The 20,379-nt window shown below is 41.2% G+C and carries 22 protein-coding genes; all 22 read left to right on the top strand.

What is annotated here, in order from left to right:
- Positions 1-145 precede the first annotated feature (145 nt).
- Positions 146-1,180, top strand: a complete 1,035-nt coding sequence (locus tag IGI38_RS02065; protein ID WP_438726082.1) for a methionine ABC transporter ATP-binding protein — start codon at positions 146-148, stop codon at positions 1,178-1,180.
- Positions 1,173-1,859 (top strand): methionine ABC transporter permease, encoded by a 687-nt coding sequence (locus tag IGI38_RS02070; RefSeq protein ID WP_438726084.1) that lies wholly within the window; start codon positions 1,173-1,175, stop codon positions 1,857-1,859. Before IGI38_RS02065 ends, IGI38_RS02070 begins: the two co-directional genes overlap by 8 nt.
- 62 nt (positions 1,860-1,921) lie before the next feature.
- Positions 1,922-2,764, top strand: a complete 843-nt coding sequence (locus IGI38_RS02075; RefSeq protein ID WP_438726086.1) for a MetQ/NlpA family ABC transporter substrate-binding protein — start codon at positions 1,922-1,924, stop codon at positions 2,762-2,764.
- 323 nt (positions 2,765-3,087) lie between these two features.
- Positions 3,088-3,546 carry a PTS sugar transporter subunit IIA gene (locus IGI38_RS02080; RefSeq protein ID WP_438726089.1) on the top strand — a complete coding sequence of 153 codons (459 nt, stop codon included), beginning with the start codon at positions 3,088-3,090 and terminating at the stop codon, positions 3,544-3,546.
- A complete protein-coding gene (locus IGI38_RS02085; RefSeq protein WP_438726091.1) occupies positions 3,543-4,940 on the top strand; it encodes a PTS fructose transporter subunit IIC in 1,398 nt (465 codons plus the stop codon). Before IGI38_RS02080 ends, IGI38_RS02085 begins: the two co-directional genes overlap by 4 nt.
- On the top strand, positions 4,940-5,800 hold the full coding sequence (locus tag IGI38_RS02090; protein WP_438726093.1) for a ketose-bisphosphate aldolase: 861 nt from the start codon (positions 4,940-4,942) through the stop codon (positions 5,798-5,800). Before IGI38_RS02085 ends, IGI38_RS02090 begins: the two co-directional genes overlap by 1 nt.
- A 99-nt stretch (positions 5,801-5,899) precedes the next feature.
- Positions 5,900-6,670, top strand: a complete 771-nt coding sequence (locus IGI38_RS02095; RefSeq protein ID WP_438726096.1) for a DeoR/GlpR family DNA-binding transcription regulator — start codon at positions 5,900-5,902, stop codon at positions 6,668-6,670.
- A gap of 206 nt (positions 6,671-6,876) precedes the next feature.
- Entirely contained in the window at positions 6,877-7,299 is a 423-nt protein-coding gene (locus IGI38_RS02100) for a GFA family protein (protein WP_438726099.1), read from the top strand.
- A gap of 140 nt (positions 7,300-7,439) precedes the next feature.
- A complete protein-coding gene (gene sufC, locus IGI38_RS02105) occupies positions 7,440-8,210 on the top strand; it encodes a Fe-S cluster assembly ATPase SufC (RefSeq protein WP_438726101.1) in 771 nt (256 codons plus the stop codon).
- A gap of 13 nt (positions 8,211-8,223) precedes the next feature.
- Positions 8,224-9,501, top strand: a complete 1,278-nt coding sequence (gene sufD, locus IGI38_RS02110; RefSeq protein WP_438726104.1) for a Fe-S cluster assembly protein SufD — start codon at positions 8,224-8,226, stop codon at positions 9,499-9,501.
- The gene (locus IGI38_RS02115) at positions 9,501-10,736 is read left to right on the top strand and encodes a cysteine desulfurase (RefSeq protein ID WP_438726106.1); all 1,236 of its coding nucleotides are present in this window, start codon (positions 9,501-9,503) and stop codon (positions 10,734-10,736) included. Before sufD ends, IGI38_RS02115 begins: the two co-directional genes overlap by 1 nt.
- Positions 10,723-11,196 (top strand): Fe-S cluster assembly sulfur transfer protein SufU, encoded by a 474-nt coding sequence (sufU, locus tag IGI38_RS02120; RefSeq protein WP_438726108.1) that lies wholly within the window; start codon positions 10,723-10,725, stop codon positions 11,194-11,196. The genes IGI38_RS02115 and sufU overlap by 14 nt, the downstream gene beginning before the upstream one ends.
- A gap of 17 nt (positions 11,197-11,213) precedes the next feature.
- On the top strand, positions 11,214-12,605 hold the full coding sequence (gene sufB, locus IGI38_RS02125) for a Fe-S cluster assembly protein SufB (protein ID WP_438726110.1): 1,392 nt from the start codon (positions 11,214-11,216) through the stop codon (positions 12,603-12,605).
- Between the two features lie 442 nt (positions 12,606-13,047).
- On the top strand, positions 13,048-13,794 hold the full coding sequence (locus tag IGI38_RS02130) for a GntR family transcriptional regulator (protein WP_438726113.1): 747 nt from the start codon (positions 13,048-13,050) through the stop codon (positions 13,792-13,794).
- Between the two features lie 149 nt (positions 13,795-13,943).
- Complete coding sequence (locus IGI38_RS02135) at positions 13,944-14,432, top strand: PTS system mannose/fructose/N-acetylgalactosamine-transporter subunit IIB (protein WP_438726114.1); 489 nt, start codon at positions 13,944-13,946, stop codon at positions 14,430-14,432.
- An 18-nt stretch (positions 14,433-14,450) separates the two neighbouring features.
- Positions 14,451-15,263 (top strand): PTS mannose/fructose/sorbose/N-acetylgalactosamine transporter subunit IIC, encoded by an 813-nt coding sequence (locus tag IGI38_RS02140; protein WP_438726116.1) that lies wholly within the window; start codon positions 14,451-14,453, stop codon positions 15,261-15,263.
- Positions 15,263-16,105, top strand: a complete 843-nt coding sequence (locus tag IGI38_RS02145) for a PTS system mannose/fructose/sorbose family transporter subunit IID (protein WP_438726118.1) — start codon at positions 15,263-15,265, stop codon at positions 16,103-16,105. The genes IGI38_RS02140 and IGI38_RS02145 overlap by 1 nt, the downstream gene beginning before the upstream one ends.
- A gap of 40 nt (positions 16,106-16,145) precedes the next feature.
- Positions 16,146-16,565: a PTS sugar transporter subunit IIA gene (locus tag IGI38_RS02150; RefSeq protein WP_438726120.1), complete on the top strand. Its 420-nt coding sequence runs from the start codon at positions 16,146-16,148 to the stop codon at positions 16,563-16,565.
- 35 nt (positions 16,566-16,600) lie between these two features.
- Positions 16,601-18,334: a class I mannose-6-phosphate isomerase gene (locus IGI38_RS02155; protein ID WP_438726123.1), complete on the top strand. Its 1,734-nt coding sequence runs from the start codon at positions 16,601-16,603 to the stop codon at positions 18,332-18,334.
- 61 nt (positions 18,335-18,395) lie between these two features.
- Positions 18,396-19,175, top strand: a complete 780-nt coding sequence (locus IGI38_RS02160) for a glucose-6-phosphate isomerase family protein (RefSeq protein WP_438726126.1) — start codon at positions 18,396-18,398, stop codon at positions 19,173-19,175.
- A 12-nt stretch (positions 19,176-19,187) separates the two neighbouring features.
- Complete coding sequence (locus IGI38_RS02165; RefSeq protein WP_438726128.1) at positions 19,188-19,739, top strand: glucose-6-phosphate isomerase family protein; 552 nt, start codon at positions 19,188-19,190, stop codon at positions 19,737-19,739.
- Positions 19,740-20,209: 470 nt separating this feature from the next.
- The gene (locus IGI38_RS02170; RefSeq protein WP_438726131.1) at positions 20,210-20,371 is read left to right on the top strand and encodes a hypothetical protein; all 162 of its coding nucleotides are present in this window, start codon (positions 20,210-20,212) and stop codon (positions 20,369-20,371) included.
- The last annotated feature ends 8 nt before the right edge of the window (positions 20,372-20,379 follow it).

Consider the following 20,379-nt stretch of genomic DNA (forward strand, 5'->3'; position numbering starts at 1 on the left):
GTATACATTGTTAGCCTCAGTTTGATAACGATTTAGGCTGTCAAAAGTGTCGAGCGCTTTAGTGGAATCGTATGCGTAACGAGAAATAGTTACATAACTGAACTAGCTATAAGCTAATAAGTTATTAAGAAAGGGTGTAAGAATCATGGCATTGATTGAGTTAAATCAAGTGGGGAAAAGTTTTGCCGGCAAAACTGGACCAATCCACGCAGTCAATGGAATTAATTTAGCAATTGAAGAAAAGGATGTTTATGGCATCGTTGGTTATTCAGGAGCTGGGAAGAGTACATTGGTTCGTTTATTGAACGGATTAGAAACACCAACAGCTGGAGAGGTTCTGGTAAATGGTGAGGATGTCGCAAAATTACAAGGTGCGGCGTTAAGAACGTTTCGCAAAAAAGTTGGAATGATCTTCCAACATTTCAATCTATTATGGTCACGAACAGTGATTGAAAATATTCAATTACCGTTGGAATTAGCAGGCGTGGCAAAAGAACAGCGTCAGAAAAAGGCTCAGGAATTATTGAATCTAGTCGGTTTGGACGGAAGAGGGGATGCTTATCCATCTCAATTATCCGGCGGACAAAAACAGCGGGTCGGCATTGCCCGTGCCTTGGCTAATGATCCGGATATTCTGCTTTGTGATGAAGCGACTAGCGCGCTGGACCCGCAGACGACAGAGGAAGTCTTAGAATTATTAGCGAATATCAATCAACAACTTGGGTTGACGATTGTATTGATCACGCATGAGATGAATGTAATCCGCAAAATCTGCAACAAGGTCGCTGTGATGGAGCTAGGGAAAATCGTGGAAGAGGGTTCTGTTCGCGAAGTCTTCCGCCATCCACAACAGGAAGTGACCAAGATTTTCGTTCAACAAGATCTTGAGCCTAAAGCAGATCCTTCTGAGCTGCTGAAAGAGTTCGTCAAAGAAAATCCAACAGGAACATTGGCGACATTGCATTTCTTGGAAAATAATGCCAACGAACCAGTGGTTTCACAAGCGATTCGTAAATTTCCGGTCAATATTAGTATCGTGTACGGAAATATTGAACGGGCGACAGGCAGCTCTTTTGGAACATTGACTGTTCAATTGACAGGAGATCCAGCTGAGGTTGACCGGGCTATCAGCTTTATTGAGAGCCAACAAGTCGGAGTGGAGGTGCTGCACCGTGGATAAGAGTTTTTCTGAGACGTATTTAAATTTCCAGCAAGTTTCTTGGGATACTTTGAAAGAGGCCATTAATGATACGTTGTTCATGACGATTATTTCTATGTTGATTGTATTTGTTCTAGGTTTGCTGCTAGGTTTATTGCTATATTCGTTAGGACGGAAGCATTCGGCGGCGCGCGGTATCTTATATGGATTGGTATCCATTCTTAGTAACATTTTCCGATCAACACCCTTTATGATCCTGATGGTTTTGATCATTCCGTTTACAAAGGCGTTAGTGGGAACGATGTTGGGAGCTAAAGCAGCAATTCCTGCATTGGTATTATCAGCGGCACCATTTTACGCACGGTTAGTTGAAATTGCCTTTCGTGAAGTTGATTCAGGGGTATTGGAAGCGGCTGATTCTATGGGGGCCAGCTACTTTCAAACAATCTACAAAGTATTGATCCCAGAAAGCTTGCCTGCATTAATTTCAGGCTTGACGGTTACAACCGTGTCAATGATCGGTTTTACGGCGATGGCTGGTGCGATCGGAGCAGGTGGGCTTGGAGCGTTAGCTTGGCAAGAAGGCTATCAACGAGGCAATTATACCGTTACCTTAGTAGCAACAGTGATCATTTTAATCATCGTCTTCATTGTTCAAGGCATCGGAGATTTCTTGACGAAGCGAACGGATAAACGTTAGCAACAGAATATCTTTTTATTCTTAAAAATAAATCTATTAAAACTATTTAGGGGGAACTAACAATGAAAAAGAAAATTTTAGGTTTTGCGGCAGCAGCATTATTAACAGTAGGGTTGGCAGCTTGCGGGAATGGCGATTCCGCTTCTTCTGACAGCAGCAGTAAAGAAAAAAGCGATACATTAGTCGTGGGTGCGTCACCAACTCCCCATGCGGAAATCTTGGAGCATGTAAAACCATTGCTTGAAAAAGAAGGCGTGAAGCTGGAAATCAAAAAATTTGATGATTATGTATTGCCAAACAAAGCGTTAGCGGACAAAGATATCGATGCGAACTACTTCCAACACAAACCTTTCTTTGAAAAAGCCGTAAAAGAAAATGATTATAAATTTACTGATGCTGGTGCGATCCATATCGAACCAATGGGTTTATATTCTAAGAAAATCAAAGATATCAAAGATTTAAAAGAGGGCGCGACAGTTATTACGTCAAGCTCTGAATCAGACTGGGGCCGTATTATTACGATCTTACAGGATGCTGATTTAGTTAAAGTGAAAGACGGTGTTGATTTAGAGACCGCAACATTTGATGATATTGCGGAAAATCCTAAGAATTTGAAATTTGATCATTCTATCGATCCTGCATTGTTGGCTACGACTTACAGCAATGATGAAGGTGACCTGGTAGCGATCAATGCGAACTTTGCTTATGGTGCCGGTTTGAACCCAGTCAAAGATGCTGTATTGCTTGAAAAAGATACATCACCTTACGCGAATATCCTTGCTGTTCGTACAGAAGACAAAAACGATGAGCGCGTGAAGAAATTAGTGAAAGTTTTACATGAGAAAGATGTTCAAGATTGGATCTTGGAGAAATGGGACGGATCTGTAAAACCAGTTGAACAATAATTTTGACATTTATGAGGTTGTGACAGAAGCGGTCAGCTTCAAGAAATAAGAAGAAATTTCCGAAGAAGCTACTTCTGGACCGACGTTTATTTGGAAAAAGGAGCTCTGACAAGATTTTTGTCAGAGCTCCTTTTTTTAGTGTAAGAATAGCTAAAAAGTTCACCGATTATGATCTATTCGGGTCATGATTAGTGAGCTTTTTTAGTGTTAAAAGAGTTTTAAACCGAAAAACAGTCAAAATATTGAACGCTTTGGATAGCGGTGCTATAGTTATCACCATAAACAGGAAAGCGCTATCCTAGTTGTGAAAGTAGGTTTTTGTGGTGAAGTTAGATGATTTAATGATGAACGATTTAGTTATTTTTGATGAGTCAATACGTTCAAAAGATGAGCTGTTTGAAAGACTCGGTCAATTACTTGAAGAAAAGCAACGGGTAACCAAAGCTAAGAAAGTAATCAAGGATTTATATCTAAGAGAAGCAGAAACATCAACAGGAATAGAAGCTGGTTTTGGTATCCCACATGCGAAAAGCAGGGCTGTTTTGATCCCCACTGTTTGTTTTGTGCATACAGGAAAGATGTCCGACTATGTCGGAATGGATGGTAAGATGATTGAATGGGTTTTTGCAATTTTAGTTCCTAAAAAGACCTCAAATATACATTTAGAAATATTGAGTAATCTGTCACGAAAGTTAATGAATCAGACGTTTAGAAGTCAGTTGAAAGAGGCCAGAAGTGCAATAGAAGTACTGGATATCATAAATAGGGAGGAATCATCATGAAAATAATTGGAATTACAGCTTGTCCTACAGGGATCGCTCATACGTATATGTCTGCTGAAAAATTAGAAGTAACAGCAACGAGTTTGGGTCATGAGGCTAAGTTCGAAACACAGGGAGCAAAAACGGAAAACATTTTAACATCTGAAGAAATTAAATCAGCGGATGCGATTATTTTAGCCGTCGATAAAGACATTGACACTAGTCGATTTGCTGGTCGAAAAATTAAACGCGTTTCAACTGGACGAGCAATCAAAGAGCCAGAGAAAGTAATTGAAGAAGCATTGGCAAATGTTGGAACATTTGAAGTTTCAGCAGATGACAAAAACGATTCGCAAGAACGAAAAAGCGGAATATACAATCACTTTATGAATGGTGTAAATTACATGCTGCCATTTGTGATCGCTGGCGGGATTATCATTGCCTTAAGTTTTGCCTTTGGAATAACTGCATCTGATCCAAAGTCAGCTGACTACAATGTACTTGCGGGGGCGTTATCAACCATTGGCGGCGGGACTGCTTTTGCGATGATGGTTCCAGCATTAAGCGCAGGGATTGCTAGTTCAATCGCAGGAAAAGCGGGCTTTGCTCCCGGAATTGTTGCCGGATTATTGGCGGCAAATGGCGGTTCAGGATTTCTGGGCGGGATGATTGGCGGTCTATTAGCCGGCTATTTGACCGATATCTTAGCCAATAAAATAGCTATTAAAAAACAGTTTGCGGCAATTTATCAACTGATTGTGGTTCCGTTAGTCTCCATTTTAGTGATTGGTTTAGCGATGGTCTTTTTGATAGATAAACCGATTGCTTGGGTTTTAGATGCGCTGACGAGTTGGCTAAATGGATTAGGAAACACTTCAGGTTTGATGTTTGGATTATTAATCGGGGTGATGATGGCGGCTGATATGGGCGGACCAATAAACAAATCAATATCTACATTCTCAATCGGATTAATGTCCGCAGGAGTCAATGCACCGATCGCTGCTTGTATGGCAGCAGGGATGACTCCGCCACTAGGGTTGGCTTTAGCAACAATTTTATTTAAGAACAAATTTACCAAGGAAGAACGGACATCCGGACAATCTTGTTGGATACTGGGAGCTTCATATATTACTGAAGGTGCCATTCCATTTGCGGTGGCGGACCCGATTCGAGTGATTCCTAGTTTGATGTTAGGTTCGGCAACTGCAGCAGGCATATCCATGGCAGCCGGTGTTACTTCGATGGCGCCCCATGGTGGGATTTGGGTGATGCTTATTCCTAATGTTATGAATAATCTGCCGATGTATCTCCTAGCGATCGTCGCAGGTACGTTAGTTACAGCAATAGCAGTTGGGTTGCTAAAAAAACCGATTACTGTTGAAGATAAAAAAATAATCAATGAGGTGGAAGTTTAATGCTATATACAATGAAGGATCTACTGAAAGTTGCCAAAGAAAACAAATTTGCTGTACCTGCATTTAATATTTGCAGTTACGACATGATGAAGGCCATTATGGAGGAAGTTGAAGCGCAACAGGCACCAGTAATTTTGGAAATACACCCGGATGAGATTGCTTATCTAAATGATGAATTTGTCGCATCAGCGAAAGAATATGCTCACAATAGTAAGGTTCCTGTCGTGATTCATATGGATCATGGCGGTTCGGTGAAGGATGTGATGCGGGCGATACGCAATGGTTATACATCTGTAATGATCGATGCCTCCACTCAGACCTTTGAAGACAATATGAAGCTTACCAAAAAAGTAGTTTCGTTCGCCCACGATGTGAATGTATCGGTTGAGGCTGAATTAGGGACGATTGGAAATAACGGATCGGCGGAAGGCGGTTCAGCAAATATCATTTATACAGATCCAAACCAAGCCGAAGAATTTGTGAAAGAAACGGGTATCGACACGCTTGCTGTAGCGATTGGAACTGCACATGGATTGTATCCCAAAGATATGACACCAAAATTAAATATAGAATTACTGAAGGAGCTGAACGATCGTCTCGATATTCCTTTTGTATTACATGGCGGTTCAGGAAATCCTGATTCTGAAGTCAGCGAAGCGGTAAAATATGGTGTGGCAAAGGTCAATTTGAGTTCTGATCTGAAAAGTGTCTTCTTTGATGCTTTACGGGAAATCCTAAATGAAAATCCTGAGATGTATGAACCAGGAGATGTTTTCCCAGAAGCAAATAATAAAGTAAAAGAAGTGGTCAGACATAAATTGAGTGTCTTGAACACGATTGGAAAAGCCGAATTATATTAATAAAAAAGACAGAACTTTCAATTTTTCTTGGAAGGGCTGTCTTCTTTTCCTTTAGAAAAGTTATAATTAATTAAAATGAAGAGGAAAGCAGGGGGAGAGATGCTAAGTGCGATTGAAGACCGTCAGCAGCAGATTGTCAATTATCTAAAGGTCAATCAGTTTGCGACTGTCGCAGATTTGATTGATCTGGTCAACTATAGTGAAGCAACAGTCAAGAGAGATTTAGTTTTACTGGAAGAAAATGGATTAATCCGACGAACACGTGGCGGAGCAATGATCATTGATAACAAAAAAATCGATGTACCTTATCTAATGAAGGTCACTCGTTTGAATGAAGAGGACAACAAGCAATATATTGCCGATATTGCTGAGACGTTAGTAAAAGATGATATGGTCATCTTTTTAGACTCCAGCACAACGAGTTTGCATTTGATCAAAAATTTAAGTAAATTTGATGGGTTGCAGGTCATTACGAATGGTGTCCTTACTGCAGCGATGCTGAGTGAGTTTACAACCGCTCATGTGTCGATATTAGGTGGATCGATCGTCCCGAAACGGGCAACAATCAACGGTTCAAAAGCTTACAATGATACTCTCACGTACAATGCAGACATTGCCTTTATTGGCTGTCGGGGGTTAGATTTTGTACATGGTGTCACCGAAACCCATGAGGGAGAAGCGTTAATCAAAAAGGCTTTTCGCAGGCAGGCTAATCATTTAGTCGTGCTGGCTACGGAAGATAAATTGGATCATAAATATATGTATCAAGCAATTGCTTGTCATGAGATCGATTATCTAATCACTGAAAAGCCAGTGTCCGCCGAAAAAATGGCTAAATTAAATCATCACCATATTAAATGTTTATACTGATAATAAAGCAGCGCTGAAAATTTCTTTCAGCGTTTTTTGTATTCCGTTTGCTAAAAGGAAAGACTGGGCAGTCTTTTTGAAACCCATATCATAAAAATAATTTTATTGCTAAACTAGATTCAGTACAAAACAAATGAAGCATATAGCTAAATCGAGGCTATGAGTCCACAAAAATGAAATCATTTTAAATAGGAAGGAAGTTTTTTATGGAAGCAAATGGGAGCTGTCTATGTGGAGCGGTAGAAATCAAGATTCCACATGTGGCAGAAGAAATCACGGTTTGTCATTGTCAGATGTGTCAAAAATTTTTTGGCGGACCGTTTATGTCGTTGGCGGGTGTTTTGCCTGAAGGGTTCACTCTAAGCGGAGAGGAGCAGGTTCAGCGTTTCATGTCATCTGAATGGGCCGAACGCGGTTTCTGTCAAAAATGCGGCAGCAGTTTGTTTTATCATAGTCTAGCGGATAATGAGTATTACTTTCCGGCAGGTTTATTCCCCGAGATTGATCAGGCAAAGTTGACTGAGGAAATCTTTTATGACCAAAAGCCATCTTTCTTCCATTATCAAGAAGCGACGGAAAAATTAACCGAGGAGGCATTTCTGCAAAAACTTTTTGCGGACTCGGAGTAAAGGCACTGTGAATAAACAAATTTATAATTATTCTAAATAAAGGGTAGTTTTTTGGAAGAAATTCGGTGAATCGGTTTGTATTCCATTCTCATTTAGATTAAAATGTGTGAGAACGAGAAAAAAATTTTGGAGGTACTTTCATGTCAGTTTTAGAAGTTAAAGACTTACACGTTGCCATTGAAGATAAAGAGATTTTAAAAGGTGTAAACCTTGTGATGAAGACGGGAGAAATCCACGCCATCATGGGACCAAATGGGACTGGTAAATCTACTTTGTCAGCAGCCATCATGGGCAACCCAAACTATGAAGTCACTAAAGGCGAAGTTCTTTTCGATGGTAAAAATATTTTAGACTTGGAAGTCGATGAACGTGCGCGTCTAGGTTTATTCTTAGCGATGCAATATCCAAGCGAGATTCCAGGAATCAGTAATGCCGAATTCATGCGGGCAGCGATCAATGCTCGTCGTGAAGAAGAGGATAAAATCTCTGTGATGCAATTCTTGAAGAAGTTAGATAAAAAAATGGAATTGCTGAATATGCCGGAAGAAATGGCTGAACGCTATTTAAATGAAGGGTTCTCTGGCGGGGAAAAGAAACGTAACGAAATCCTTCAATTATTAATGATTGAGCCTACATTTGCGATCTTAGATGAAATCGACTCAGGGCTGGATATCGACGCGTTGAAAGTCGTTGCCAAAGGGATCAACGAAATGCGCGGCGAAGGCTTCGGTTCATTGATCATTACTCACTACCAACGCCTATTGAATTATATTGTGCCTGATGTCGTGCATATCATGATGGATGGTCGAGTAGTCTTAACTGGCGACGCAGAATTAGCGAAACGTTTAGAAGCTGAAGGCTACGCAGGTATCTCTGCTGAATTAGGTATCGATTACAAAGAAGAAGTTTAGGAGGGCAAGATAGATGAAAAAATGGACAGAATATCTTGAGGCCGTCAAAGCTTACTCAGCCGAATGGGCCGAACCTCAATGGATGACCGATCTACGTGTCAATGCGCTGAATAAAATCGATGAGCTGCCTTTACCTGTAATTGAAAAAGTAAAATTTGCTCGTTGGAATCTTTATAATGTAAAACCTGAACATCAAGAAGTTAGCGGAACGATCCCTAGCTTTGATCAAATGAAGGACAACCCAATGGTCGTACAAGCTGGCGAAACTACGGTTTTTGAACAAATTTCGCCAAAACTCGCGGATCAAGGTGTGATCTTTACCGACTTGGTTACTGCGATGCAAGAGCATCCTGAACTAGTCAAGGAATACTACATGCAAAAAGCGGTGCCAGTTGAAGAAAATTCATTGACCGCGTTGCATGCGGCGTTCATGAACAACGGTATTTTCCTTTATGTGCCTAAAAATGTGGTGATCGAGGAACCATTGGAGAGCTTGTTCTTGCACAATGGGGACGATGACGCTCATTTCTTCAAACATGTATTGATCGTGGCGGAAGACAACAGTGAGTTTTCTTACTTGGAACGTTTTGAATCACAGGGCGATACTGCGAAGAAACTATCAGGAAATGTCGTAGTCGAAGTAATTACGAAACCAGGCGCGCGCGTGAAATTCTCAGCGGTTGATTCACTAGGCGCTAACATCGCGACTTATATGAATCGTCGTGGTTACTTGATGCGTGACTCAATGATTGATTGGGCGATTGGGATCATGAACGACGGAAATGTGGTGGCGGATTTTGATTCTGATTTAGTCGGCGAGGGTTCGCATTCAGAAGTGAAGATCGTAGCAATCAGTGATGGCAAACAAATTCAAGGGATCGATACTCGTGTAACGAATAAAGCGCCGCATACGATTGGCCATATTTTGCAGCATGGGGTTATCCTAGAGAAATCCACGTTGACCTTTAACGGAATCGGACATATCCTAAAAGGTGCCAAGGGTGCTGACGCACAACAAGAAAGTCGTGTATTGATGTTGTCTGAGAAATCTCGCGGCGATGCTAATCCGATTCTTTTGATTGATGAAAATGAAGTAACCGCCGGACACGCAGCCAGTGTAGGTCGTGTGGACCCAGATGAATTATTCTACTTAATGAGTCGCGGGTTAGAACGAGCTGCAGCGGAACGACTTGTTATCCGCGGATTCTTAGGACCTGTGATCACTGCTATTCCAGTGAAAGCCACGCAAGAGCAATTGATCGCTACGATCGAAGGGAAGTTGAGTAAATAATGAGGGATTTTTCTACTATTAGAAAAGATTTTCCGATTCTTTTCCAAGAAGTAAATGATGAACCACTTGTTTATTTAGATAATGCGGCGACAACACAAAAACCGACGCAGGTCTTGGACGTGTTGCGTCATTATTACGAGCATGATAATGCGAATGTTCACCGTGGTGTGCATACCTTGGCTGAACGGGCGACAGAGGACTATGAAAATAGTCGCGAAAAAGTTCGTGGCTTTATCAATGCGAAGGAGACTGCGGAAGTTTTGTTCACCCGCGGAACGACGACTGGGTTGAACTGGTTGGCACGCAGTTATGGCGATGCCTTCATTAAAGCAGGCGATGAGATCGTCATTTCTTATATGGAGCATCATTCCAATATCATTCCATGGCAGCAGCTAGTCGAACGCAAAGGGGCGACATTGCGCTATTTGCCATTGACGGACGAAGGCTTCATCGATATGGACGCCGCAAAAGAAATCATCAATGAAAAAACAGCGATCGTTTCTTTGGCCTATGTATCTAACGTACTTGGTGTCATCAATCCAATCAAAGAATTGGCTGAGATGGCGCATGTCAATGACGCAGTGATGGTCGTGGATGGTGCGCAAGCCGCGCCTCACATGACTGTCGATGTTCAAGCATTGGACGCGGACTTCTTTGCCTTCAGCGGGCATAAGATGTGCGGACCGACTGGAATCGGTGTATTATATGGAAAACGCGAATGGCTGGAACAAATGGAGCCGGTGGAATTCGGCGGCGAAATGATCGACTTCGTAAATCTTTACGATAGTACGTGGAAAGAATTGCCGTGGAAATTCGAGGCGGGAACACCAAACATTGCTGGAGCAATTGCTCTTGGCGGTGCAATCGATTATTTAAATGAGATCGGTATGGAGAACATCCACCATTACGAACAGGAATTGGTTGCTTATGTCCTACCGAAGCTGCATGAAATCGGCGGGATTACGACATATGGACCGCAAGATCCTGAACACCATACGGGAGTGATCGCATTTAATTTGGATGGCATCCATCCTCATGATGTGGCAACTGCTTTAGATATGGAAGGTGTCGCTGTGCGAGCAGGACATCATTGTGCTCAACCATTAATGAATTATTTGAATCTGCCAGCAACGGCGCGGGCCAGCTTCTATTTCTATAATACGAAAGAAGATGCGGACCGCTTGATCGAAGCAATTAAGGCGACGAAGGAGTTTTTCAAAGATGGCGCTATCTAAATTAGACAATTTATATCGGCAGGTGATCTTGGATCACTCCGCGCATCCGCATCATCGTGGGAAGCTGAGTGATTCTACGCAAACGATCGAGATGAACAACCCGACATGCGGCGATGTGATTGAATTGGAATTGATCGTGAAGGACGATATCATTACCGATATCGCATTTTCCGGCAGCGGCTGTTCGATCTCAACAGCCAGCGCGTCTATGATGACGGATGCTGTGGTAGGCAAACCTGTTTCAGAAGCAGAACACCTAGCGGTAATTTTTGCCCAAATGGTTCAAGGAAATGAGATTCCTGAAAAAGACGAAGAAGCATTAGGGGACGCGGCGATGCTCAGCGGCGTCGCAAAATTCCCAGCCCGCATCAAATGTTCAACCTTAGCGTGGAAGGCATTAGGAAAAGCCCTGACCAACGAACAAGGAAAAGCCAGAGAAGGGCAATATCATAAAGAATAGGATAGGAGCGGGATTACATGAGTGTACCTGAAATCGAAGAATATCAATACGGCTTCCACGATGATGTCGAACCTGTCTTTACGACTGGTGAAGGTCTATCAGAAGAAGTCATTCGCGAAATCTCCCGCGCTAAAGGAGAACCAGAATGGATGTTGGATTTCCGTTTGAAATCCTTAGAAACATTCAGAAAATTAGACATGCCCGGTTACGGTCCTGATTTAGCTGAATTGGATTATGACAAAATCAATTATTTCATCCGTTCAAGTGACAAACCAGCTCGCGATTGGGACGATGTACCAGAAGAGATCAAGACAACGTTTGAACGCTTAGGGATTCCAGAAGCTGAACGTGCTTACTTAGCCGGAGCTTCTGCACAATACGAATCAGAAGTGGTGTATCACAACATGAAAGACGAGTTCACTAAATTAGGGATCGTCTTTACCGATACGGATTCAGCCTTGAAAGAATATCCTGAATTATTTAAAGAATATTTTGGAACATTGGTGCCGCCATCAGACAATAAATTGGCAGCTCTGAATTCAGCAGCTTGGTCAGGCGGAACCTTTATCTATGTACCAAAAGGTGTGCAGACTGAGATTCCGATTCAGTCTTACTTCCGCATCAACTCGGCCAATACCGGACAATTCGAACGTACGCTAATCATCGTAGACGAAGGTGCAAGTATCAACTATGTAGAAGGCTGTACAGCGCCAACGTATTCTTCTGATAGTTTGCATGCCGCAGTCGTAGAAGTCTTCGTTAAAAAAGATGGCTACTGCCGTTATACTACGATCCAAAACTGGTCAAACAATGTCTATAGTTTGGAGACAAAACGTGGACAAGCCCAAGAAAACGCGACAATGGAATGGGTCGATGGCAACTTAGGATCAAAAGTAACCATGAAATACCCAAGTGTCTATATGGAAGGCAAAGGCGCGCGTGGCACAATGCTATCGATCGCTGTAGCCGGCAAAAACATCGTGCTAGATAATGGTGCTCGTATGATCCATAACGCACCAAACACATCCAGCTCGATCGTTTCAAAATCCATCGCCAAAGATGGCGGCGCGGTAGACTACCGCGGGACTGTCCGCTTCGGACGTAACAGTGCTGGCTCATTCAGCCACATCGAGTGCGATACGATTATCATGGATGATCAATCAAGTTCGGATACGATCCCGTATAATGAAATCTTAAATGGGAATGTTTCTTTAGAGCACGAAGCGAAAGTTTCAAAAATCTCTGAAGAACAATTGTATTATCTAATGAGTCGCGGAATCTCTGAACAAGAAGCGACGGAGATGATCGTTATGGGATTCGTGGAACCATTTACGAAGGAATTACCAATGGAATACGCTGTGGAGTTGAACCGTCTGATTCAGTATGAGATGGAAGGTTCTGTGGGGTAGGAATTTTATATGAGCTAGAAACCTTGATTCGTTGGGGTTTCTAGTTTTTTTATTAAGATGGAAAATCAGAAAGAATCGTCATCACGAACGCGCTTTCTTCAATCAGTACGCCGAAGAAAAAGAATCAGACTATCGACAAACAAGATGCCTATATTAATGCCAAACATCAAAGTCAATCGGTCTAATTTATCATCGTTTTTTTCTCCTTGAAATAAACTAGAAAAAGATAAAAATTAGCGAGTATAAGTATAGTAGTTGAAAAAAATGACGGCGATCTTCATAAGTTTTTTTCTTCACTTGATATGTGGATTTGTTTCCTATCTCCATTATGCTCAGCAATCGTTAGAAAGACAGTGGGAATGCAAAAAAAGAAAACTGATTCTATAAAGGTTGATATTTTTCACAAAATATATTATTGTTATGACAATAGAACTTTTAAGAGGTGAGATTCTTGAATGAAAAATTAGCTAAAGGTAAAGGTGCGAGTCCTTTATATAGTCAAATAGCCGATGATTTACGTTTTAAAATCGTTTCAGGAGAATGGGGAGATGGGGAAAAAATACCGCCTGAACTAGACCTATGTGATATCTACAATGTTAGCCGAATCACGATTCGCAAGGCAATCGATGAATTAGTCCGAGAAGGTCATTTGTATCGTGAACGGGCGAAAGGAACCTTTGTCTTGTCGATGGATCACTCGACTGAAAAAGAACATTATACAATGGTTCGAAGCTTCACGCGGGAAATGGAAGAATTAGGGAAAAAGGTCAGGACATTAACCGCCCAGGTCCAAGTGATCGATGCTTCAGAACGAATTTCTCAGCAACTGGGCATTGAAAAAGGCGCTAAAGTACTTCAGCTTCGAAGAACGAGAGGTGTGGATGACGGCAAGGCTTTTGCTTATTTTGTGACTCACATTCCTTATTCGGAAAAATTTTCATTAGACAGTAAAGATTATTATGGCTCTCTTTATGAGTATTTGAAAACCTTTGATATCGTCATGAGTGAAAGCAAAGAATACGTCGAAGCTTTGATGGCGACACCAGAATTACAAGTTGTATTGGATGTTCCGGAAAATACACCGATTTTAAAACGAGTACGAATGGTTTCTAAAAGCGATGGACAGTACAAAGAGATCAGTGATTGCTATTACATTGGGGACCAATATCGCTACTACGTCGAAATTTAAATCTACTAAAAGTGCAGGACAAGTTAAATTGTTTTGCACTTTTTTTGAAAAAATAAAAGAAAGCGTTGTCTTTCTTGGGGAAATGTTTTATAATCAATTTGTGTTATTGTTATAACAAAATGACAAAAAGAAGACAGGAGTGTTTTAAAATGGCAATATCTTTTATTCGAATTGATGATCGCATTATTCACGGACAAGTAGTAACTAGATGGATGAGTGAAAGAGCCTGTGATGGTGTCGTTGCAGTAGATGATCCTTCTGCAAATAATCCAACATTGTCAAAAGTGCTTAAAGGAGCAGTACCCAAGCCATTGAAAGGTTTTGTTATGACGGTCGATCGGACAGCCTTGAAGTGGGATGAAATCGTCGGCAGCAAAAAGAATTATTTCTTGATCGCGAAAACGCCGGAAACGCTTGTGCGTCTGTATGATGCAGGAGCTGATTTTATTTCTTGTTACCCGATTCTAAATGTTGGTCCCATGAGCGCTCGAGATGGGGCAGAAAAAATTGGACCAAATGTAGCAATCACAGAAGGCGAACGTGCAGCTTTTGAACGTTTAGCTGAACTGGGGATGGATATTCAATTTAAATTAGTACCGGATTCAAAAGGCTTTACTTGGAAAGATATCGAAAAATAAAGAACGGAGGAAATAATTATGCTCTTTTTCCAAGCAGTATTGATCTCATTATTGTGTTACTTAGGTGCTTTGGGCACGCCCTGGTTGATGGGGTTAACAGGTGGATGGTATACCATCAGCCGCCCATTAGTATCAGGATTTTTAATCGGACTTATTTTAGGTGATGTGACACAAGGTATTATTATTGGTGTTGCGATTCAGGCAGTCTATATCGCAATGGTAACTCCCGGCGGTCAGATGCCGGCCGATCTGAACTTTGTCGCATACCCAGCAATTGCCTTAGCCATTTTATCAAATTCATCAACCGAAGTAGCGGTAACCTTAGCGACTACTATCGGTGTTATCGGAACAATCGTCTTTAACTTCTTCCAAGTTGCCAACTCCTTCTGGAACCACCGCGCGCAAAAAGCGATTGAAGAAGGCGATGAAAAGGGATTTCACTTCAATGCAATCGTTGGCCCGCAATTATTGAGTTTTGTTTTGCGCTTCGTTCCTTCATTTTTAGTTATCTACTTTGGTTCAAGCTTTGCGAAAGAATTGCTGGCAAGCATGCCGCAATACTTGATCGATGTGATGGGAATCCTAGGTGGTGCTCTGCCAGCGATCGGAATCGTGATGTTGCTAACGGCCGTTGTTAAAGAAGACATCATGCTGCTATTCTTCGTTTTCGGATTTATCTGCGTGATTTTCTTGAAATTGAATATGATCGCATTGGCTGTCGTGGCTGGTGTCATCGCTTATATTTTCTTCCAAGCCAAATCTAAACCAGCAGTAAAAGTAGTGACAGAGGACGGCTCTTATGATGACTTCGATGATGAGGAGGAATTTTAATGGAACAAAAGAAATCTTATCAACTTTTAGATAAAAAGACGCTGAATAAATCTTATATTCGCTGGATGATGTATAACTTAGTGGCGACGAGTTTTGAATTCTTAGAAGCCTTTGGTTTTGCTTTATCAATGGAGCCAATCGCGAAACGTTTATACAAAGATGATCCTGAAGCACAAAAAGCTATGCTGAAAAGACATTCCGTCTTCTATAATACCGAACCGCAAATCGGTTCATTGATCAATGGCGTGGTTGTTGGATTAGAAGAACAACGAGCATTAGGTAAAGAAGAGATTGACGATGAATTTGTTAATGGGTTGAAAGTCGGCTTGATGGGCCCCTTAGCTGGTATTGGGGATTCGATGATTCCAGGGATGTTGATCCCAATCTTGCTTTCCATTGGGATGGGATTATCAGCCAACGGCAGTATCTTAGGACCGATTTTTTACATTGTCGCTTATAACACGATCATTATGTTTGGTTCCCGCTTCTTATTCTTCAAAGGTTATGAGCTGGGAGCTGAATCGGTTGATACCTTTGTTGGGGAAAAAGCCCAACAGATCACGCAGGCTTTCTCTGTTCTAGGAATGATCGTTATCGGTGGGGTAGCAGCAAGTTACGTCAATTTACAATTACCGATCGTTTTGAAGTTCAGCGATGCAAAAATCGATATCCAACAGATTTTAGATGGAATTTTCCCTAATCTGTTGCCATTAGTTTTAGTCCTTGTCTCATGGTATTTGATGGCGAAAAAAGGTGTTTCTGCTTTGAAGCTAATCGGTATTTACTTTATTACAGCTTTTGGTGGGGTGGGAATCGCCTACTTGATCCAAATGATGTTCTAGATTGAAATGAAACTATTAAAAGGAACAAGGTGAAAAGAATATGATTGGAGTTTTATTGGTCAGCCATTCAAAACTGGCTCATGGCATGAAAACGGCTGTCGAATTTGTTGCCGGTGAACAAGTGAATCTATTTTCATTAGGATTAGAAGAAGCGGGAATTGCTTCTTATCGAGAACAATTGGAAAAGCTAGTTAAGGATTTACCAAAAGATATCAAGCAAATGATCCTTGTTTGCGATATTCCAGCAGGTTCTCCTGGAACAAATGCTTACGAAGTCTTTGCACAAACGGGACTTGAAGTTGAGATGTTGTCAGGGATGAATCTAGCGATGCTCTTGGATATAATCCTGATGCGAGATAGTAAAGAGTTTCAACAGCTGATCATGGATGGAATCAAAGCTGGGAAAGAAAGTATCGATCGAATGCATTTCTCTGAAGAAGAGGATGAAGAGGATTTCTAATGTCATATCATTATGATTATTAAAGAGGGGTAAAAATGACGTATAATTTGCGACCGGAGATCAAGATCAACCATGAAGCACAAACATGGGAGAACTATGATCAAATTATTGAAGAGTTGAATAATCAACTTGCTAATGAAAAGAAAACTATTGTTGTAGAGTGCTATCCAGGTGTTGATCTGGAAGAATTGGAAGAACGGCTGTTAGCAAAGCTTACTGATGTCTGTCTAGTAAAAGCAGATGATTATGCTTATGATGCTGAGACGGTGACCAAAAAAATATCTGCGAATTTAACAGAAGATCGCGTATTTGGCATCATGTCCCATGCGACGTTGGATGAATTTTACCCAGAATACGAAGTACAGCAGCTGCAAAAGAAATTATCTGAAGAAAAAAGAAATGTGGTTGTTTACGGTACTGGAGCTACTATTTTGCAACCTGATTTTGATATTCTATGCTACGCTGACTTGACACGTTGGGAGATTCAAAAACGTCATCGAGCAGGAATGCCGAATTGGAAAGCTGCCAATGAGCAAGAAGATAATTTAAAAAAAGTGAAACGTGGTTTCTTCTTTGAATGGCGCGTAGCCGATCGCTTGAAACAGAAATTAACAGAACGAATCGATTATCTGATTGATACGAACGTTCCGAATCAAGTTAAAATGGTTGATGGTGCTAGTTATCGTGTGGCGCTGGATCAGATTGTGGAGCAGCCATTCCGTTTAGTTCCCTACTTTGATGCGAGTGTCTGGGGCGGTCAGTGGATGAAGAAAGAATTTAACCTGGACCCTGATCAGGAGAATTTCGGCTGGGCCTTTGATGGTGTTCCCGAAGAAAATAGTCTGTGTTTGGATTTCTCAGGAACCAAGATCGAAATACCAGCGATCAATGTCGTGCATCAGCGCTCGGTTCCATTACTAGGTAAAAAGGTGCAGGCTCGCTTTGGCAATGAGTTTCCGATTCGCTTCGATTATCTGGATACAGTAGGCGGTGGAAACCTGAGCCTGCAAGTTCATCCGCGGGTAGATTATATCCAAGACAAATTCGGAATGCCTTATACGCAAAATGAAAGCTATTATATTTTGCAGGCTTCGGAAAAATCAACGATCTATTTGGGCGTAAAAGAAGGAACCGATAAAGCAGAATTATTTAATGAGCTGCGTAAAGCTGAAAAGGGTGACTATCGTTTTCCAGATGAAAAATATATCAATTGTTTCCCGATAAAAAAACATGATCATTATTCAATTCCCGCAGGAACGATTCATTGCGGCGGGCCGGATACTGTGGTGCTAGAGATCAGCCAAACACCGTATATCTTTACCTTTAAGCTATGGGATTGGGAACGTTTGGGATTAGATGGTGTACCGCGGCCGGTTCATTTGACCCATGGGGAAGCGAATGTAAATACTGATTATGATACGGAGTGGGTTCAAGAAAATCTGATCAATCCTTTTGAGACGCTCCATGAAGATGCTGAAACACGAGTCGAAAAAACAGGACTGCATGAACTTGAATTTATCGAAACGCACCGTCATTGGTTTAAAAAAGATGCGACTGTTGAAGTCCATCAAAGTGTCAATATGCTGAATTTGGTTGAAGGTGAAATGATTACTGTTGAAAGCTTGGATCATTCTTTTGAACCGTTTGAGATTCATTATGGCGAAACCTTCATCGTGCCAGAAGCAGTCAAAGAGTATAAATTAGTCAATCAAGGTGATCCAGAAAAAGAAGTGGCGGTTATCCAGGCTTTTGTTAGGAATTTAGGTTAAGGATGTCAGTCCAACTTTTTGGAGTACATTCAGTGCATTAAAATGAATAAGGAGTGACAGGATGATTGAAAATGGATTAGCTGTAACCTTCGACGAAAGAACACATGAATTTGTTTATCCGCAAACTGTTTTTGGCCCGGCACATGCAGAGCAACGCTATTTGAAGGATATTCTTCATAGTTTAGCCGATGCTAAAGCTGAAGGGCCAGAGATCGTCTATTCGATCGCGATGGATGTTGGTAAGAAAAATGATCAAGCCGATTTGGTGGAGCGAGAGCTGCTTTTCGGCGTCGTTGCTTACGCTGATGGCTCGATCGGTGAAGAGCCGGTTAAGAGTCAAGGACACATCCATTCGATCTCAAAAGCTTGTCAGATGTCGACGCCGGAGGTTTATGAGATTTGGTCTGGCGAAGCGATCATTTATATGCAGGAGCGAGCGGTTGATGATCCAGGTCGTTGTTATGCTGTACGTGCGAAAGCAGGGGAGGTAGTCATTGTTCCTCCAGGCTGGGCGCATTGCACGATCAATGCGTCAAAAACTGAACGCATGGTTTTTGGTGCTTGGTGTGTACGTGATTTCGGCTTTGAGTATGCCGATGTCAAAGCTCATAACGGGTTAGCTTTTTATCCGAAATTTGATTTGGAAGATAAGATTATTTGGGAGCAAAATACAACCTATCAAGCAGAAGAGCTGATTGAAAAAACACCACGAATGTACTCGGAATTTTTGATCGAACCGTTGCTGCCGATTTATCAACAGTATGAACAACGTAATGATCAGTTTGATTTTGTCGTTCGGCCAGATTTGTGCAAAGAGAAATGGCTGGATTTTATTCCATAAAGGGGCTTACTTATGATAAAGAAAAGTAATGTTAGGTACAATGGCAAAGAATTCAAATTGGATGGTCTTGGTATTAAAAGAAAAGAGACTCGGGCGAAGGATTTAGCCGGTTACTTTTTCGATCAAGATGCTTATCAAAAATTTGATCCTGAGGCAATCATGTATCATGTGGAATACCAGGATAATGACTTAGCAGAAGGGACTCCAGGTGGACTTTATTTCGGCATCACCCATCTATATCCGGGGGTGATTGGTGAGGAATATTATCTAACCAAAGGACATTTTCATGCGAAGCGAGATACAGGGGAATATTACTTTGGTTTGAATGGGCAAGGGCTTTTGATGATGACTGAAGAGAACGAAACACGATTAGAAGAAGTTGTTTCAGGGTCGGTCCATTACATTCCCGGAAATACGGCACATCGTTTAATTAATACAGGATCAGAAATGTTGTCTGTCTCTGCTTGTTGGCAATCGGAGTCAGGGCATGATTATGCACCACCAGAAAAAATGTTTCCCAAAAGAGTTTTCCGTGATCAAAATGGAGAACCGATAATTAAGTAAATAGGTAGAGAAAAGCGAGGTCGTCAATCAGACGGCCTCACTTTTTTATGTTTGAAAACCACTTGACGGGGAACTGATCATTTCAGGATTACTGTATAAGCTATAAAAAGTGAACAGTCAGTAAAGTTAAATCGATAATCTAACATTCAATGTGGATCAATTTGAAAAAAATATGTATAAATTTGTAGGCACGTTAAAAGATTCAATCATTTTGGAATCCACTTTGAACAACTATAGTTTTTGGAGTCCATCATTTGATGGGGGTGTGGTTTGTTATATATAAAACTTTTAGTTACTATTTTCAAAAAATGGACATCACCGAACAGGGTGATAAAACAACCTTTCAAGGTATTTGATATTATTTTATATTGAACTATGATATTTTTAGTTAATTGACGATAATGATTAAACGGTGGCTTACTAAACGGTTTGGAGTAAATATAGTCATATCAGAATAGTTGAGCTAATAGGTGAAAGTTTATCAACAAGCTTTAGCTCAAATCGAGGATGCGATCCACAAATTAAATGCGAAGAACCGAAAGATATCACAACAAGAACAAGATAAAGCATTTCGAGCTTGCTTGGAACAATATAAACAGGTCGAAGGCAATGGGAAGAGTATCCATGGATAATTGAACAA

This window comes from Enterococcus sp. AZ128, from assembly GCF_051714485.1.
Lineage (GTDB): Bacteria > Bacillota > Bacilli > Lactobacillales > Enterococcaceae > Enterococcus_A.

What these genes read in the sequence shown, in the direction of transcription:
- IGI38_RS02075 (WP_438726086.1), top strand. Translation starts at nt 1,922, where the DNA reads ATGAAAAAGAAAATTTTAGGTTTTGCGGCAGCAGCATTATTAACAGTA.
- IGI38_RS02155 (WP_438726123.1), top strand. Translation starts at nt 16,601, where the DNA reads ATGACGTATAATTTGCGACCGGAGATCAAGATCAACCATGAAGCACAA.
- IGI38_RS02095 (WP_438726096.1), top strand. Translation starts at nt 5,900, where the DNA reads ATGCTAAGTGCGATTGAAGACCGTCAGCAGCAGATTGTCAATTATCTA.
- IGI38_RS02160 (WP_438726126.1), top strand. Translation starts at nt 18,396, where the DNA reads ATGATTGAAAATGGATTAGCTGTAACCTTCGACGAAAGAACACATGAA.
- IGI38_RS02150 (WP_438726120.1), top strand. Translation starts at nt 16,146, where the DNA reads ATGATTGGAGTTTTATTGGTCAGCCATTCAAAACTGGCTCATGGCATG.
- IGI38_RS02100 (WP_438726099.1), top strand. Translation starts at nt 6,877, where the DNA reads ATGGAAGCAAATGGGAGCTGTCTATGTGGAGCGGTAGAAATCAAGATT.
- sufD (WP_438726104.1), top strand. Translation starts at nt 8,224, where the DNA reads ATGAAAAAATGGACAGAATATCTTGAGGCCGTCAAAGCTTACTCAGCC.
- sufU (WP_438726108.1), top strand. Translation starts at nt 10,723, where the DNA reads ATGGCGCTATCTAAATTAGACAATTTATATCGGCAGGTGATCTTGGAT.
- IGI38_RS02065 (WP_438726082.1), top strand. Translation starts at nt 146, where the DNA reads ATGGCATTGATTGAGTTAAATCAAGTGGGGAAAAGTTTTGCCGGCAAA.
- IGI38_RS02085 (WP_438726091.1), top strand. Translation starts at nt 3,543, where the DNA reads ATGAAAATAATTGGAATTACAGCTTGTCCTACAGGGATCGCTCATACG.
- IGI38_RS02135 (WP_438726114.1), top strand. Translation starts at nt 13,944, where the DNA reads ATGGCAATATCTTTTATTCGAATTGATGATCGCATTATTCACGGACAA.
- IGI38_RS02140 (WP_438726116.1), top strand. Translation starts at nt 14,451, where the DNA reads ATGCTCTTTTTCCAAGCAGTATTGATCTCATTATTGTGTTACTTAGGT.
- sufC (WP_438726101.1), top strand. Translation starts at nt 7,440, where the DNA reads ATGTCAGTTTTAGAAGTTAAAGACTTACACGTTGCCATTGAAGATAAA.
- IGI38_RS02145 (WP_438726118.1), top strand. Translation starts at nt 15,263, where the DNA reads ATGGAACAAAAGAAATCTTATCAACTTTTAGATAAAAAGACGCTGAAT.
- IGI38_RS02165 (WP_438726128.1), top strand. Translation starts at nt 19,188, where the DNA reads ATGATAAAGAAAAGTAATGTTAGGTACAATGGCAAAGAATTCAAATTG.
- sufB (WP_438726110.1), top strand. Translation starts at nt 11,214, where the DNA reads ATGAGTGTACCTGAAATCGAAGAATATCAATACGGCTTCCACGATGAT.
- IGI38_RS02090 (WP_438726093.1), top strand. Translation starts at nt 4,940, where the DNA reads ATGCTATATACAATGAAGGATCTACTGAAAGTTGCCAAAGAAAACAAA.
- IGI38_RS02115 (WP_438726106.1), top strand. Translation starts at nt 9,501, where the DNA reads ATGAGGGATTTTTCTACTATTAGAAAAGATTTTCCGATTCTTTTCCAA.